This is a genomic window from Methylobacterium currus (genome assembly GCF_003058325.1).
In the GTDB taxonomy this organism is placed as follows: domain Bacteria; phylum Pseudomonadota; class Alphaproteobacteria; order Rhizobiales; family Beijerinckiaceae; genus Methylobacterium; species Methylobacterium currus.
In genome coordinates, this window is sequence record NZ_CP028843.1 from 5,918,763 (window position 1) to 5,932,622 (window position 13,860).

The 13,860-nt window shown below is 69.3% G+C and carries 11 protein-coding genes; 2 read left to right on the forward strand and 9 right to left on the reverse strand.

Annotated elements, in window-relative coordinates; genetic code table 11:
* Positions 1 to 44 precede the first annotated feature (44 nt).
* Entirely contained in the window at positions 45 to 752 is a 708-nt protein-coding gene (locus DA075_RS27145) for an aspartate/glutamate racemase family protein (protein ID WP_099955872.1), read from the forward strand.
* 13 nt (positions 753 to 765) lie between these two features.
* Here the strand turns inward: DA075_RS27145 and DA075_RS27150 are convergent, their stop codons facing one another.
* From DA075_RS27150 to DA075_RS27170, 5 genes are all read right to left on the reverse strand, one after another.
* Complete coding sequence (locus DA075_RS27150) at positions 766 to 3,945, reverse strand: multidrug efflux RND transporter permease subunit (RefSeq protein ID WP_099955873.1); 3,180 nt, start codon at positions 3,943 to 3,945, stop codon at positions 766 to 768.
* A gap of 1 nt (position 3,946) precedes the next feature.
* A complete protein-coding gene (locus DA075_RS27155; protein WP_099955874.1) occupies positions 3,947 to 5,215 on the reverse strand; it encodes an efflux RND transporter periplasmic adaptor subunit in 1,269 nt (422 codons plus the stop codon).
* 229 nt (positions 5,216 to 5,444) lie between these two features.
* Positions 5,445 to 6,419: an HpcH/HpaI aldolase/citrate lyase family protein gene (locus tag DA075_RS27160; RefSeq protein WP_099955875.1), complete on the reverse strand. Its 975-nt coding sequence runs from the start codon at positions 6,417 to 6,419 to the stop codon at positions 5,445 to 5,447.
* A gap of 457 nt (positions 6,420 to 6,876) precedes the next feature.
* Entirely contained in the window at positions 6,877 to 8,709 is a 1,833-nt protein-coding gene (gene htpG / locus DA075_RS27165; RefSeq protein ID WP_099955876.1) for a molecular chaperone HtpG, read from the reverse strand.
* 62 nt (positions 8,710 to 8,771) lie between these two features.
* Complete coding sequence (locus DA075_RS27170) at positions 8,772 to 9,335, reverse strand: TetR/AcrR family transcriptional regulator (protein ID WP_099956840.1); 564 nt, start codon at positions 9,333 to 9,335, stop codon at positions 8,772 to 8,774.
* Between the two features lie 83 nt (positions 9,336 to 9,418).
* Here DA075_RS27170 and DA075_RS27175 point away from each other — a divergent pair, with 83 nt between their 5' ends.
* Positions 9,419 to 9,973: a sugar O-acetyltransferase gene (locus tag DA075_RS27175; RefSeq protein ID WP_099955877.1), complete on the forward strand. Its 555-nt coding sequence runs from the start codon at positions 9,419 to 9,421 to the stop codon at positions 9,971 to 9,973.
* A 105-nt stretch (positions 9,974 to 10,078) separates the two neighbouring features.
* On the opposite strand, the gene DA075_RS27180 is transcribed toward DA075_RS27175, so the two are convergent.
* The 4 genes from DA075_RS27180 to DA075_RS27190 all read right to left on the reverse strand — a co-directional run bounded on the left by DA075_RS27180 (position 10,079) and on the right by DA075_RS27190 (position 13,767).
* Positions 10,079 to 10,534 carry a MaoC family dehydratase gene (locus DA075_RS27180; RefSeq protein WP_099955878.1) on the reverse strand — a complete coding sequence of 152 codons (456 nt, stop codon included), beginning with the start codon at positions 10,532 to 10,534 and terminating at the stop codon, positions 10,079 to 10,081.
* Between the two features lie 3 nt (positions 10,535 to 10,537).
* Complete coding sequence (locus DA075_RS27185; protein WP_099955879.1) at positions 10,538 to 11,920, reverse strand: MATE family efflux transporter; 1,383 nt, start codon at positions 11,918 to 11,920, stop codon at positions 10,538 to 10,540.
* Between the two features lie 672 nt (positions 11,921 to 12,592).
* Entirely contained in the window at positions 12,593 to 12,757 is a 165-nt protein-coding gene (locus tag DA075_RS36775) for a hypothetical protein (protein WP_164712496.1), read from the reverse strand.
* 65 nt (positions 12,758 to 12,822) lie between these two features.
* Positions 12,823 to 13,767, reverse strand: a complete 945-nt coding sequence (locus DA075_RS27190) for an alginate O-acetyltransferase AlgX-related protein (protein WP_099955880.1) — start codon at positions 13,765 to 13,767, stop codon at positions 12,823 to 12,825.
* Positions 13,768 to 13,860: the final 93 nt, after the last annotated feature.

Below are 13,860 nucleotides of genomic sequence, written 5' to 3' on the forward strand. Positions count from 1 at the left end.
GACCCACTCCCGGTCAAGTGTCCTGAGCCTGCGGGGTCGCTGCCATGCGTCACGGAACGGCGTCGCCTTCCATCGGCATCGTGAGCTGCTCGGCGGAGGGAGCAGCCCTCTGCTATTGTACCATCTGCGCCGAGGGCGAGGCCGAGTTCGGCCCTCACGGTCACCCCGAAATCATGCTGCACGGCCATTCGCTGGCGGCGCACGTCGCGTGCCTGGACGCAGGGGATTGGGCCGGCGTCGCTGCGCTCATGCTGTCCTCGGCGGCTAAGCTCGCCGCCGCGGGCGCGACGTTTCTGATCTGCCCGGACAACACGATCCACCAGGCGATGCCATGGGTGCTGCCCCGTTCGCCGCGACCCTGGCTACACATTGCCGAGGTCGTGGCGGCGGAGGCGGAGCGGCGCGGCTACCGGCGCCTCGGCGTGACTGGGACCCACTGGCTCGTCGCCGGCGACGTCTACCCGCAGGCCCTGGCGACGCGCGGTCTCGACTATCGCCGGCCGAGCGACGCGGAGCAGGCCGAGGTCGGCCGCCTCATCATGGATGAGCTGGTCCGTGGCCGCGTCACGCCGGAGGCGCTGGCCTATTGCCAGGGCGTTGTCGCCCGAATGGCCGCGGCGGGTTGCGATGCCGTCATCCTCGGCTGCACCGAGTTGCCGTTGCTCCTCAACGACGGGAACTCGCCCCTGCCCATTCTCGATTCGACCCGGCTTCTCGCCCGGGCCGCCCTCAGGCGAGCGCGCGAGCGGTGACGGTGTCCGCTTTCTACTCCGCCGCCTCGCGCAACTGCGGCGGCTCCTCGTCCTGCTGGGGCTCGTCCTCGTCCTGCGGCCCGTGCGAGCCGCCGGACAGGAAGGTCGAGAGCTTGTCGAGGTAGATGTAGATCACCGGCGTGGTGAACAGCGTCAGCACCTGGCTCACCGCGAGGCCGCCGACCATGGCGTAGCCGAGCGGCTGGCGGATCTCCGAACCGGTGCCGGTGCCGAACATCAGCGGGATGCCGCCGAGCAGAGCCGCCATCGTGGTCATCAGGATCGGGCGGAAGCGCAGCAGCGCGGCGCGCCGGATCGCCTCCTCGGGGGCGATCCCTTCGTGGCGTTCGGCCACGATTGCGAAGTCGACCAGCATGATGCCGTTCTTCTTCACGATGCCGATCAGCAGGATGATGCCGATCAGCGCGATCAGGCTGAAATCGTAGCCGAACCACAGGAGCATCGCGAGCGCGCCGACGCCGGCCGAGGGCAGGGTCGACAGGATGGTCAGCGGGTGGATGTAGCTCTCGTAGAGGATGCCGAGGATCAGGTAGACCACCACCAGGGCGGCGAGGATCAGCAGCGGCACCGTCGAGAGCGATTGCTGGAACGCCTGCGCGGTGCCCTGGAATCCGGTCGCGAGCGTCGCCGGCACGCCGATCTCCTTGGCGGCGTTGTCGATGGCCGTCGTCGCCTGGCCGAGCGCGACGTTCGGGGCGAGGTTGAAGCTGATCGTCACCGAGGGGAACTGGCCCTGGTGGCTGATCGAGAGCGGGCGCACCGGCTCGGTGGTCCAGGTCGCGAAGGCCGCGAGCGGCACCTGGCCCCCGGTCGTCGGCGACTTCACGTAGATGTTGTGCAGGGAATCCGGGTTGCCCTGGAGCGCCGGCAGGATCTCCATCACCACGTGGTAGCTGTTGAGCTGGGTGAAGTACTGCGCCACCTGGCGCTGGCCGATCGCGTCGTAGAGCGTGTCGTCGATGAGCTGCGGCGTGATGCCGAAGCGCGAGGCGGCGTCACGGTTGATCGACAGGGTCAGGGTGGTGCCGCTGGTCTGCTGGTCGGTGGCGACGTCGCGCAGCTCCGGCAGGGTCTTCAGCTTGTCGAGGAGCCGCGGCGACCAGGTGTTGAGCTCGTCGAGGTTCGGGTCCTGCAAGGTATACTCGAACTGGGTGCGCGAGGCGCGCCCTCCGGTCCGCACGTCCTGCGAGGCCTGGAGGAAGACCTTGACGCCCTCCAACTGGCCGAGCTTCGGCCGCAGCCGGTCGATGATCTGGAACGCGTTCGCCTCGCGCTCGTCCCGGGGCTTCAGGGTGATGAACATCCGGCCGGAATTGAGCGCCTGGCCGCTGCCGCCGATCGACATCGCCACGCTCGCCACGTCCGGATCGGACTGGATCACCGCGCCGACGGCCCGCTGGCGGTCCTCCATGGCGGAGAACGAGATGTCCTGCCCGCCCTCGGTGATGCCGACGATGAGGCCGGTATCCTGCTGCGGGAAGAAGCCCTTCGGGATGACGACGAACAGGTAGCCGGTGAGCGCCACCGTGCCGAGGAAGGTCAGGAAGGTGACGACGTGGTGGCGCAAAGCCACGTCGAGGGCCGACTCGTAGGCCCGCAGCATCCCGTCGAAGAAGCGCTCGCTCCAGCGGTAGAGTGTTCCGTGCTGCTCGGCCTTGTGTTCTTTCAGGAAACGCGAGGCCATCATCGGGGTCAGCGACAGCGACACGAAGGCCGAGACGCCGATCGTCATCGACAGGACGACCGCGAACTCCCGGAAGAGACGGCCGATGATGCCGCCCATCAGGAGCAGCGGGATCAGCACCGCGATCAGCGACACCGAGATCGACACGATGGTGAAGCCGATCTCGCCGGCGCCCTTGAGCGCCGCCTCCATCGGCTTCATCCCCTCCTCGACGTAGCGGGCGATGTTCTCCAAGACCACGATCGCGTCGTCGACCACGAAGCCGACCGCGATGGTGAGCGCCATCAACGACAGGTTGTCGAGGGTGTAGCCGGCCATCCACATCAGCGCGCAGGCGCCGAGCAGCGCCAGCGGCACCGTCACGCTCGGGATGATGGTGGCCCAGACCGAGCGCAGGAACACGAAGATCACCGCCACCACGAGCGCGATGGTGATGAGCAGCGTGAACTGCACGTCCTCCACCGAGGCGCGGATGGTCTGCGTGCGGTCGCTCAGCGTCTTCACCGTCACCCCCGCCGGCAGGGAGGCGGTGATGCGCGGCAATTCGGCCTTGATCCGGTCCACCGTGTCGATGACGTTGGCGCCGGGCTGCTTGAAGATCACCAGGAATACGCCACGCTGGCCGTTGGCCCAGGCCGCCTGCTTGGTGTCCTCCGGCCCTGCCACCGCCTTGCCGATGTCGCGCACCCGCAACGGCGCGCCGTTGCGATAAGCGATGATGACGTCGTTCCAGTCCTTGGCGAGGGTGAGCTGGTCGTTGGCGTAGACGGTGTAGCTGCGGGTCGCGCCGTCGAAGCTGCCCTTCGGGCTGTTGACCGTGGTGATCGCGAGCTGGGTGCGCACGTCCTCCAGCGACAGGTCCTTGGCGACGAGCTTCGCCGGGTCGATCTGCACCCGCACCGCCGGCTTCTGCTGGCCGCCGATCAGCACCTGCCCGACGCCCGAGACCTGGCTGATGCGTTGCGCCAGCTGCACGTCGGCGGCGTCGTCGACCTCGATCAGCGGCAGGGTGTCCGAGGTGACCGAGAGCAGCAGGATCGGCGAATCGGCCGGATTCACCTTGCGGTAGGTCGGCGGGCTCGGCAGGGTTTTGGGGAGTTGCCCGCCGGCGGCGTTGATCGCCGCCTGGATGTCGTTCGACGCCGCGTCGATGTTGCGGGTGAGGTCGAACTGCACCGTGATCGACGAGATGCCCAGCGCGCTCGTCGAGGTCATCTGGCTGACGCCGGGGATCTGGGCGAACTGGCGCTCCAGCGGCTGGGCCACCGAGGACGCCATCGTCTCCGGGCTGCCGCCGGGCAGCTGCGCCGTCACCTGGATTGTCGGGAAGTCGACCTGCGGCAGCGGCGCCACGCCGAGCAGCGGGTAGGCCACGATGCCGATGAACAGGATCCCCGCCATGATGAGCGAGGTCGCGACGGGAAAGCGGATGAAATAGCCGGAGATGCCGCTCCGCGCGGCTGTCTCCTGCCCGGATCCGACCTGCATGTCAGTGTGCCTCGCTCGAGGCCAGGGCGGCGTTGTCCGCGCCATGCGCCTCTTGCGCCGCCGGCTTGGCTTCGGCTGCCGCCGGCTTGGCTTCGGCTGCCGCCGGCTTGGCTTCGGCTGCCGCCGGCTTGGCCTCGGCGACGAGGGCGCCCTCCTGCACCCGCGACTGGCCGCGCCAGATCACCGTCTGGCCGGGCGTCAGCCCCTTCGTCACCCGGGTGCGGCCGTCGGTGGAGCGGCCGACGGTGATCGCCTGCATGCGGGCACGTCTCTGGTCGTCGACCACGAAGGCGTAGAGCCCGTTCGGCCCGTGCTGCACCACGTCGTCCGGCACCGTGACGGCATCGGGGATCGTGCCGGTGCGCATCCTCGTCGAGACCGACAGGCCCGGCCAGAGGGCGTGGTCCTTGTTGGCGAAGGAGGCTTTCAGCCGCACCGTGCCGGTCGCGGTGTCGACCTGGTTGTTGACGAGATCGAGCCGGCCCTCCGAGAGCTTGGTCAGCCCGTCGGTGCTCCAGGCCTCGACCGGCACCGTGCCGGCGGCCAGCGCCTTCGTCACCTCGCGCAGCTGCTCCTCGGGCGCGGTGTAGACCACGAAGATCGGTTCGACCTGGGTGATGGTGACGATCGCGGTCTGTTGCGCCGCGTTGACGACGTTGCCGACGTCGATCTGGCGGAACCCGGTGACGCCGTCGATCGGCGCCTGGATCGTCGCGTAGGAGAGCTGCGTCGCCGCGTTGTCGATCGCCGCCTGGTCGGAAGCGACCTGGGCGGTGAGCTGGCTCACCTGGGCGCCCTGCGTCTCGGTCTGCTGGCGCGAGGCGTAGTCGCCGAGCTTGGTGTAACGTTCGAGGTCGGCCTTGGCGTTCTTGAGGTTCGCCTCGTCCTGGGTCTTCTTCGCCCTGGCCTGGTCGAGGGCGGCCTGGTACTGGCGCGGATCGACCTGGGCAAGCAGGTCGCCCTTCCTGACCACCTGGCCCTCGCGAAAACCGATCTTCAGGATCTCGCCGTCGACCCGGCTGCGCACCTGCACCGTGTTGTAGGCCTGCACCGTGCCGAGGCTGCCGAGCACCACCCCGAACGGGCCCTGCTCGACCTGCGCGACGGTCACCGGCACCGCGGCCGGGGCCCGCGCGGCGGGCTTCGCGGTCTCGGCGTGCTGGCGGCTCCGCCAGGCATAGGCACCGCCCGCCCCCGCCAGGATCACGACGGCCAGCAGCCACCCACCGCGCCGGCGCTTCCTTCGTCCAGCGCCCTGTTCTGATCTCATCGGTCGCGCGCTTCCACAAGTCCGGAGCCGGCCCGCGACAATCGTCCGGGCCGCCGAAGCGGTCACGCGGACCAGCATGCTTCAGGCGTATGACATTGGACTGTTTCTGCAGTATGCGAGGTCCGTGCGTCGTTTCTGCGCGGCGGGCAAGGCCCGCCGCCGCAGAGGCGGAACGGCGCGCTGTTTCCTGGCGCACCGCCGCTTGTCGCCGCGTGCGGCCTTCGGAGCGTCAGGCGCGTGCCATCGCGTCGGCCTTGCCGATCAGCGCCTCGGCCATGCGGATCGACGCGATGTCGATCAGCCGTCCGTCGAGGGAGACGGCGCCGCGGCCGGCCTTCGCCGCCTCCTCCATCGCCGCGAGGATCCGCCGGGCCTTGGTGACCTCGGCCTCGCTCGGGGTGAAGACCTCGTTGGCGAGCTCGATCTGCGAGGGGTGGATCGCCCACTTGCCCTCGAAGCCGAGCGCCGCGCAGCGCCGGGCCGCCGAGCGGTAGCCGTCCGGATCGGAGAAATCGCCGAACGGCCCGTCGATCGGCCGCAACCCGTAGGCCCGGCAGGCGACCAGCATTCGGTTCTGGGCAAACAGCCAGGGATCCTGCCAGTGGGTCTGGCGGCCGCCGGCCTCGTCCTTGTCGGTGAGCACCGAGTAATCCGGGTTCACGCCGCCGATCACGGTGGAACGGGCGCGCAGCGAGGCGGCGTAGTCGGCGACGCCGAAGGACATCGCCTCCAGGCGCTTCGAGGATTGGGCGATCGCCTCGACATTGGCCATGCCGAGCGCCGTCTCGATCAGCACCTCGAAGCCGATCCGCTTCTCGCGGCGCTTGGCCTGCTCGATCTGCGTCACCAGCACGTCGATGGCGTAGACGTCCTGAGGTACGCCAACCTTCGGGATCAGGATCATGTCGAGGCGCGGGCAAGCCTCCACGATGTCGATCACGTCGCGGTACATGTAGTGGGTGTCGAGGCCGTTGATACGGATCATCATCGTCTTCGTCCCCCAATCGATGTCGTTGAGGGCCTGGACGATGTTCTTGCGCGCCTGCTCCTTGTCGTCGGGCGCGACGGCGTCTTCCAGGTCGAGGAAGATCACGTCGGCGGCGGACTTCGCCGACTTCTCCATGAAGGTCGGGTTGGAGCCCGGCACCGCCAGTTCGGAGCGGTGCAGGCGCGGCGTGGCTTGCTGGACGAGGGTGAAGCTCATCGGGATTCCTCCGTGGCGAGTGTTCGGTCTTCCTTTGCGGAATACAACGTACCAGAAGGTGGGGGCTCCCCTCGTCCTGCTTACGGCATGGTTATTCGGGGACAATGCTGGTGCGAGTGCATCTCCTGCCATCCGGGACGTGTCGGGTCATCGGGACGCGACCATCCTGGCGGGACCGGTGTCCAGGCAGTACTTGCAAGCGAACAATACCCGTGTCGCGCAGCGGCCGGAATGCCCCAATAGGCCAGGGCGATCGGGCCGAGGAAGCCGCAACAGGGTGGAGAATTCTGTCCGGGACGTCCGGTCCGGTTGCGCCTCGCGGAGCCGAGAGGGGACGCAGTGGGAGAACCGGCGGGTTCGAGGGGCGGACCGACAGGGGCGAGAGGTCGAAGGCGGCCTCGGACAAAAAAGGGGAGGAGGCTCGTCGCCCCCTCCCCCATGACGGACCGGTTGATCGTCAGCCCTGCGCCAGGGCCGCCGCCACCCGGCGGGCGAAGGCGACCGGGTCGCGCGGCGGGTCGCCGCCCTGGACGTGGGCGAGGTCGACGAGGGTCTGGGCCGCCTCCCCCACCTCCTCGCCCGCCGCCGCCCGCTCGGCGATGCGGCGGATCAGCGGATGGCGCGGATTCAGCTCCAGCACCGGCTGGCCACCCCCCATGCCGCGGCCGGCCCGGCGCAGCAGGCGCTGCATCTGGAGGTCGGGCCCGAAGGCCGGAGCCGAGAGCAGGACCGCGCTGTCGACGAGGCGCTGGCTCGCCTTGACGTCGGAGACGTCGTCCTTGAGCGCCTCCTTCAGCTTCGTCAGCAGGTCGGTGAGGTCGGCCGGCGCATCGGCCTCCGCCACCTCGGGCTCGAAGGCCGAGAGGTCGTCGCCGCCCTGCGTGATGCTGCGGATCGGCTTGCCCTCGAAGCTGTCGAGCCGCTCGGGCCAGAACGCGTCGACGTGGTCGGAGAGCAGCAGCACTTCGAGGCCGCGGGCGGAGAAGCCCTCGATCTGGGCCGAGCGCTTCAGCGCCTCGGTGTCGTCGCCGACCAGGATGTAGATCGCCTCCTGGTTCGGCTTCATGCGCGAGACGTAGTCGGCGAGGGAGGTCCAGCCCTCGACCGTCGAGGAGCGGAAGCGCAGAAGGTTCGCGATGTCCTGGCGGTGCTCGGCATCCTCCCACAGCCCCTCCTTCAGCACCGGCCCGAAAGCCTGCCAGAAGGTGGCGTAGGAGTCGGCGTCCTTCGACCGCGTCTTGAGTTCGGAGAGCACCTTGCCCGTCACCGCGCGGCGGATGCGGGCGAGCACGGGGGTGGCCTGCAGCATCTCGCGCGAGACGTTGAGCGGCAGGTCCTCGGTATCGACCACGCCCTGGACGAAGCGCAGCCAGGACGGCAGCAGCCCGGCCTCGTCGGTGATGAACATCCGGCGCACGTGCAGGCGCACCTTGCTCTCGCGCTCCTCCTCGACGGCGAGGAAGGGCTTCATGCCCGGCACGAACAGGAGCGCGGTGAATTCGAGCTGGCCTTCTGCCCGCCAGTGCAGGGTCGCCCAGGGCTTGTCGAAGGCGTGGGCGACCTGGCGGTAGAACTCGGTGTATTCCTCCTCGCTCACCTCCGACTTGGGCTTGCGCCAGAGCGCCGTGCCCTTGGTGCCGGGCACCTCCTCGCCGTCGCGCACCAGGGTCACCGGCACGGTGATGTGGTCGGCCCATTTGCGCACGATGGTCTCGAGGCGCAAGCTCTCGAGGTACTCTTCCGCATCGGCCTTCATATGCAGGACGATGTCGGTGCCGGGCTCTGCGCGGGAGGCGGGCGCCAGCGTGTACTCGCCCTGCCCTTCCGAGGCCCAGGTCCAGGCCTCGTCCGAGCCGGCCTTGCGCGAGGTGACCTCGACCCGGTCCGCCACCATGAAGGCGGAGTAGAAGCCGACGCCGAACTGGCCGATCAGGCTCGGGCGCTCCTCGGGCTTGGCATCGGCAAGCGACTGGCTGAAGGCCCGGGTGCCGGATCGCGCGATGGTGCCGAGATTCTGCGCCAACTCGTCCTTGGCCATGCCGATCCCGGGATCCGAGATGGTCAGGGTCCGGGCCGCCTTGTCAGGGTTGATCCGAACCTTGGCATCCGCCGGCAGCGCCAGGGCGGAGTCGGTCAGCGCCCCGAACCGGCGCCGGTCGACCGCGTCGGCGGCGTTGGCGACGAGCTCGCGGAGAAAGATCTCGCGCTCGGAGTAGAGGGCGTGGACCACGAGGTCCAAGAGGCGCCCGACCTCGGCGCCGAACGAATGCCGCTCCACAGTCTCGCTCACGTGTTGGCTCTCCGATGGGAACAAATCGTCGCGGGCGGATATGCGGGGCGCCGGCGTGCTTTTCAAGGAAGCGGGAGCGCGTCGCTCGTCAGGCGGGCGACGATCGCCCGGACCTCGCTCCGGTCGGCCGGCGCCAGGTCGACCGAGCGGTGGATCGACAGGCCCTCCATCATCGCGTCGAGGGCGCGGGCGGTCTCCGGGGCGAAGTGCTGCTCCAGAGCCGCCCGGCTCTTGCCCATCCAGCCCTGCATCACGCGGCGGAAGGCGGGCACCCGGGCGGCATAGGCGTAGAGCTCGTAGCTCAAGAGCAAATTACGGGGCGTGGCCCAGCTCTCGTCGACGACGAGGTCGATCACCGCCTCGCAGGCCTCCGCGCGGGTTGTGGCGGCGGCGAGCCGCTCGGTGAACCGGGTCGCCACATCGTCGGCCAGCAGCGTGAAGGCCGCGGTCAGGAGGTCGTCGAGGCCCGCGAAATGGTAGGTCATCGAGCCGAGCGGGACATCCGCCGCCGCGGCGATCCGCCGATGGGTCGTTCCGGCGACGCCGTGCTCGGCGATCGTGTCGAGGGCGGCCCGGAGGATGCGGGCGCGGCGGTCGGGATCGTGGCGGCGGGTGACGGCGGGCAAGCGGGTCTCGCGTCGGTTGGCTTCCGCATCCGATATGTACATATGTACGCATCGCGGCCGCAAGCCAACGACAGCGAGGAACCATGACGGGCCAGAAGCAGAAGATGCTCGCCGGCGAGCTCTACATCGCCGACGATCCGGAGCTGGTGGCCGACAACCGGCGCATCTCGGAATGGATGGACCGCTACAACGCCCGCAACACCCTGAGCCAGCCGGAGCGGCAGGCGCTGTTGGCGGAGGCCTTCGCCCGGGTGGGCGAGGGCTGCAACATCCGTCCGCCCTTCCATTGCGATTACGGCTACAACATCAGCCTCGGCCGCGGCGTTTTCCTCAACTTCAATTGCTGCATCCTCGACGTGGTGCAGGTGACGATCGGCGACATGACGCAGATCGGGCCGGGCGTGCAGATCCTCACCGCCGACCACCCGCGCGATCCGGCCCGACGCCGGCAGATGCTCGAATTCGGCCGGCCGGTCGTCATCGGGGCGAATGTCTGGATCGGCGGCGGGGCGATGATCCTGCCGGGCGTGACGATCGGCGACGACGCGATCATCGGGGCGGGCAGCGTGGTCACCCGCGACGTGCCGGCGGGCGGGGTCGCGGTCGGCAACCCGGCGCGGTTGCGGGGGACGCCATAGCGGGTCTCGCTCCGAACCCTGTTCGACCGTTCAAGGATTGGTCCCGCCCGCCGGCTCATCCGGCGGTGGCGGGTGGGACAAGTCGGGACGCACGCGAACGGCCCCTCACTCCTCCGGCCGGCGCACCACCAGCAGGTTGGCCACGAGCACCTGCACCGCCTCGCCGTGCTGGTCGAGCGTCGTGGTGCGCACCCTTGCGAGGCCCTGGCTCGGCCGCGAGCGGGAGGGGCGCACCTCGATCACCTCGCTTTCTAGCCGGATCCTGTCGCCGGGGCGCAGGGGCTTGGGCCAGCGCAGCTCGTCCATGCCGGCCCCGATGATGCCGCCGGCGAGCCGCAGATCGCTGTCGACGAGGAGCCGCATGGTGAGGGCCGCGGTGTGCCAGCCGCTCGCCGCGAGGCCCCCGAAGAAGGTCGTCGTGGCCTTGTTTGCGTCGAGGTGGAAGGGCTGCGGGTCGAAGTGCGTCGCGAAGCGGACGATGTCGGCCTCGGTCACCGTGATCTCGCCCGAGCCATAGACCTGGCCCGGCGCCAGGTCTTCGAGATACAGATCTCGCGTCATCGCCTATTCCCCTCCCGCAGCCACGAGGACGGGCGCCGCCCGCTCTCCGCGAAACCAGACCCCGGCGGCGACAGCGCCGGCATTGATGAGCCCGAGCGCGGCAAGGCCGAGGCCGAGGGCCAGGAAGACCCCGTCGAGCCCCAAGCCGAGGCGCAAGGCCAGGACGCCGCCGCCGATCGACACAGCCATGCGGGCAAGCCCCGCCACCAGGGGCCAGCCGACCCGGCCCGCCCCCTGCGAGGCGAAATAGAGGGCGAGCCCGATCCCGGCGAAGCCGTAGAACGGCCCGACGAGATGGAGGTAGCGGCTGCCGGTGCCGAGCATCTGCGGATCGTGCCCGAACAAGGTGAGGAACGGGAGCGGCCACAGGGCGGCGGCAAGGCCGATCGCCTCCGTGAGAGCCCCGGCGATCGCCGCGCCGGTCCAGGCCACCTTGAGCGCGCGGGTCCGGTCGCCGGCGCCGATGCAGGTGCCGACCATCGCGCCGATCGGCGCGCCGAGGCCGAAGACGAGCGGCACCAGCAGGTATTCGAGCCGCGCCCCCGTGCCGTAGCCCGCGACTGCGGCCGGGCCGGCCGCCCCCGCGAAGGCGGTGGCGGCGGCGATGGTGATGTTGGTCGTCGCGCTGACGATCGACGAGACGGCGCCGATCCGCAGGATGTCGCGCAACGGCGGCCAGGCGAGGCGCGGCGGGCGGGGGCTCGGCCGCAGCAGCCCGCGCCCGGCCCAGAGATGATGGGCGAACACCACCGAGCCGGCGGCGTAGTAGCCCAGCACCGCGACACCGCCGCCGACGATGCCGAGGCCCGGAACCGGCCCGAGACCGTAGATCAGCGCCGGCGAGAGCGGCACCAGCACGGCAGCGCCCACGCTGATGACGATCGCCGGCAGTGCCATGTTGCCGGTGCCGCGGATCACGGCGGCGAGCGCGTTGAACCACCAGACCAGCACCGCGCCGCAGAAGACCACGCCGCCATAGGTGGCGGCCGCGTCGAGGGAGGCGCCCTCCCCGCCCATCGCCCGGTAGAGCGCCGGCCCGAAGGCGAGTTCGAGCGCCGTGGTGAGAAGGCCGAGGACGAGGGCGATGGCGGCGGCGTACCATGGCAGCCTGTCGGCCTCCTCCCGCCGCCCGGCCCCCAAGGAGCGGGCCACCGCCGACAGGATGCCGCCCCCCATGGCCCCGGCGGAGATCATCTGCACCAGCATCAGCACGGGGAAGACCAGGGCCATGCCGGCCAGCGCGTCGGTGCCGAGACCGGCGACGAAGGCGGTCTCGATCAGCCCGACCAGGGCCTGGACTAGCATCACGACGACGTTGGGCGCGGCGAGGCGCAGCAGCGTCGTCCCGATCGGGGCGTGAAGCAGGCGGTGGGTGCGCGCGTCCATCCGGCGGCACTCCTTCTGTGAGTCAGCGCGCCCGGCCGGTCCGGCGCCGAGCAAGTAGTGGCATATGCAAGTTTTTCGTCAAGCGGGCTGGCAGGGGCAGTGCGGGTCAGTGAGCGCGCAAATGGGAAACATTGGTCGCCTGCCGACCGGCACTCACGCTCGCCACGTAAAGATCGAGGTCGTCGGTCACCCCGAGCGATCGAAACTCGGGTCGACGCGCGGCCGAGCCGCTCGCGACGGTCGTCCCGATGCAATCGCGTACGAAACGTCGGAAGACACCTCAGATGCGGGTGCGACCCGGCTCAGCGAATGGCCGGACGAGCTTGGATGTCTCGGCGAGGACGTGTGGGATGGTCGCGATCGACGTTGCATCGCCTAAAGTGCGTTGCAGCAAAGATAAATCCTCGATCATATTGGCTTGAGTCCGCTCGTGGCGCAAAATATATTAATGTGACGCAAGACTTGCGGTCAGAAGCGCCATGAGATTAGTGTCGAGTATGATAGGTGTATCTCTCGATGCGTCGGCTCCCGGTTCTCCGACGAGAGCATTTCTCCCGTGCGATCGTCGATCGTAAAAACTTTGTATGTTCGGCTGAGGACGCGCTCGCGCGCAGAAGATCCCGGGCTATTCCGTTCCTCATCCCAGGGATACGAGACCCCGACAGTGATACGCTACGTATCGTCGCTCTTCCTGATCTCCTCGAGACTGAGGTGGCGCAGATCCTCGTCTGCGTGAACCTCCGCGATCCAGTTCTTCGCGGTGGCGATGGCTTGCCTGGCAACCATGGTTACTTCCGTCTCGCTCTTCCGATTTGACGGTGCGGAGCCGTCGGTCACGGTCGCTCCTCAGGTTGAATCGATACCGGTGGGCCGCCCGGAACCCTACAGACGAGGCCCGAGCGTCACGCCGAATTTCTCCGACGCTCCAGCTCTCCTCCGCCGGCGCCCTCCAGAGCCGCCAGGCGCTCCGCCTCGACGGAAGCGAGGTCGAAATCGTCCTCCGGCACGCGGGGCAGGAAGCGTTCGACCTGCTCGCACAGCACGATATCCGGGAGGATCCGCTCGACGTAGCCCCAGTCGAGATTGGACGACCAGATGAAGTGGACCTCGCGAAACGTCTCGGCCAGCATCGCGGTCAGGCCGTTCGGGGAGAAGTTGGCGCAGGAATCGCCGAACAGCACCAGGGTGCGGGGATCGGCGTCGGCCGAGCGGTTGCGGTAGACCGCATGGGCGCCGCTATGCAGCTCGCCGAGGCGGCCGGCGGCCGCATAGGCATCGATGAGGCGGCCGCCGCCGACCCGCTCGGCATCGCGGAAGAGCTGGTAGTTGCGCACAGTCTCGAGCGGCGGCGCATCGAGCTTGTTGCCGATGTCGAGCACGGCCTCGAATTCGTGGAACGGCCGCGCCAGGAAGTCGGCGCGCGGGGTGGCGCCGCAGGCCCGGCAGACCAGCCGGTAGGCGAGCAGGCAGCCATGGATGGTCCAGTGCGTGTCGGTCCGGTAGTAAAGGGGCTCGTCCCGCTGCGCCCGCATCGGCCCGAGGAGGTCGATCCAGGCCCGGTGGCCCGGCCAGGACCAGCGCATCAGGGTGCCGAGGCGGCGGGCCGGCCCGTGGCGCGGGTCGAGGGCGAGGCCGTCGAAGCGGTCCTCGTAGATGCTGAGCTTCTCGGGCACCACCAGGTGCAGGTAGCGGGTGCCGAGGCCCTGGCCGCGGCGGATGCGCCGCAGGATCTGGCGGCGCCACTGGCGCAGGACCCGGTCCATCGGGCGGATCCGCCGGTACTGGTCCGCGACCTCGTTGGTGCCCCCGGTGAGGAAGAGCCAGCCGTCCTTGCCCGCGTGATACATCCGCTGTCCTACCCGCGGCCCCGCACGGGAGGTCCGCCACTCCGAGGGGGTCTGCTACGCCGAAACGGAAAAATAAAGGTGGCCAGCGGGTCG

What these genes read in the sequence shown, in the direction of transcription:
- DA075_RS27145 (WP_099955872.1), top strand. Translation starts at nt 45, where the DNA reads ATGCGTCACGGAACGGCGTCGCCTTCCATCGGCATCGTGAGCTGCTCG.
- DA075_RS27150 (WP_099955873.1), bottom strand. Translation starts at nt 3,945, where the DNA reads ATGCAGGTCGGATCCGGGCAGGAGACAGCCGCGCGGAGCGGCATCTCC.
- DA075_RS27155 (WP_099955874.1), bottom strand. Translation starts at nt 5,215, where the DNA reads ATGAGATCAGAACAGGGCGCTGGACGAAGGAAGCGCCGGCGCGGTGGG.
- DA075_RS27160 (WP_099955875.1), bottom strand. Translation starts at nt 6,419, where the DNA reads ATGAGCTTCACCCTCGTCCAGCAAGCCACGCCGCGCCTGCACCGCTCC.
- DA075_RS27175 (WP_099955877.1), top strand. Translation starts at nt 9,419, where the DNA reads ATGACGGGCCAGAAGCAGAAGATGCTCGCCGGCGAGCTCTACATCGCC.
- DA075_RS27180 (WP_099955878.1), bottom strand. Translation starts at nt 10,534, where the DNA reads ATGACGCGAGATCTGTATCTCGAAGACCTGGCGCCGGGCCAGGTCTAT.
- DA075_RS27185 (WP_099955879.1), bottom strand. Translation starts at nt 11,920, where the DNA reads ATGGACGCGCGCACCCACCGCCTGCTTCACGCCCCGATCGGGACGACG.
- DA075_RS27190 (WP_099955880.1), bottom strand. Translation starts at nt 13,767, where the DNA reads ATGTATCACGCGGGCAAGGACGGCTGGCTCTTCCTCACCGGGGGCACC.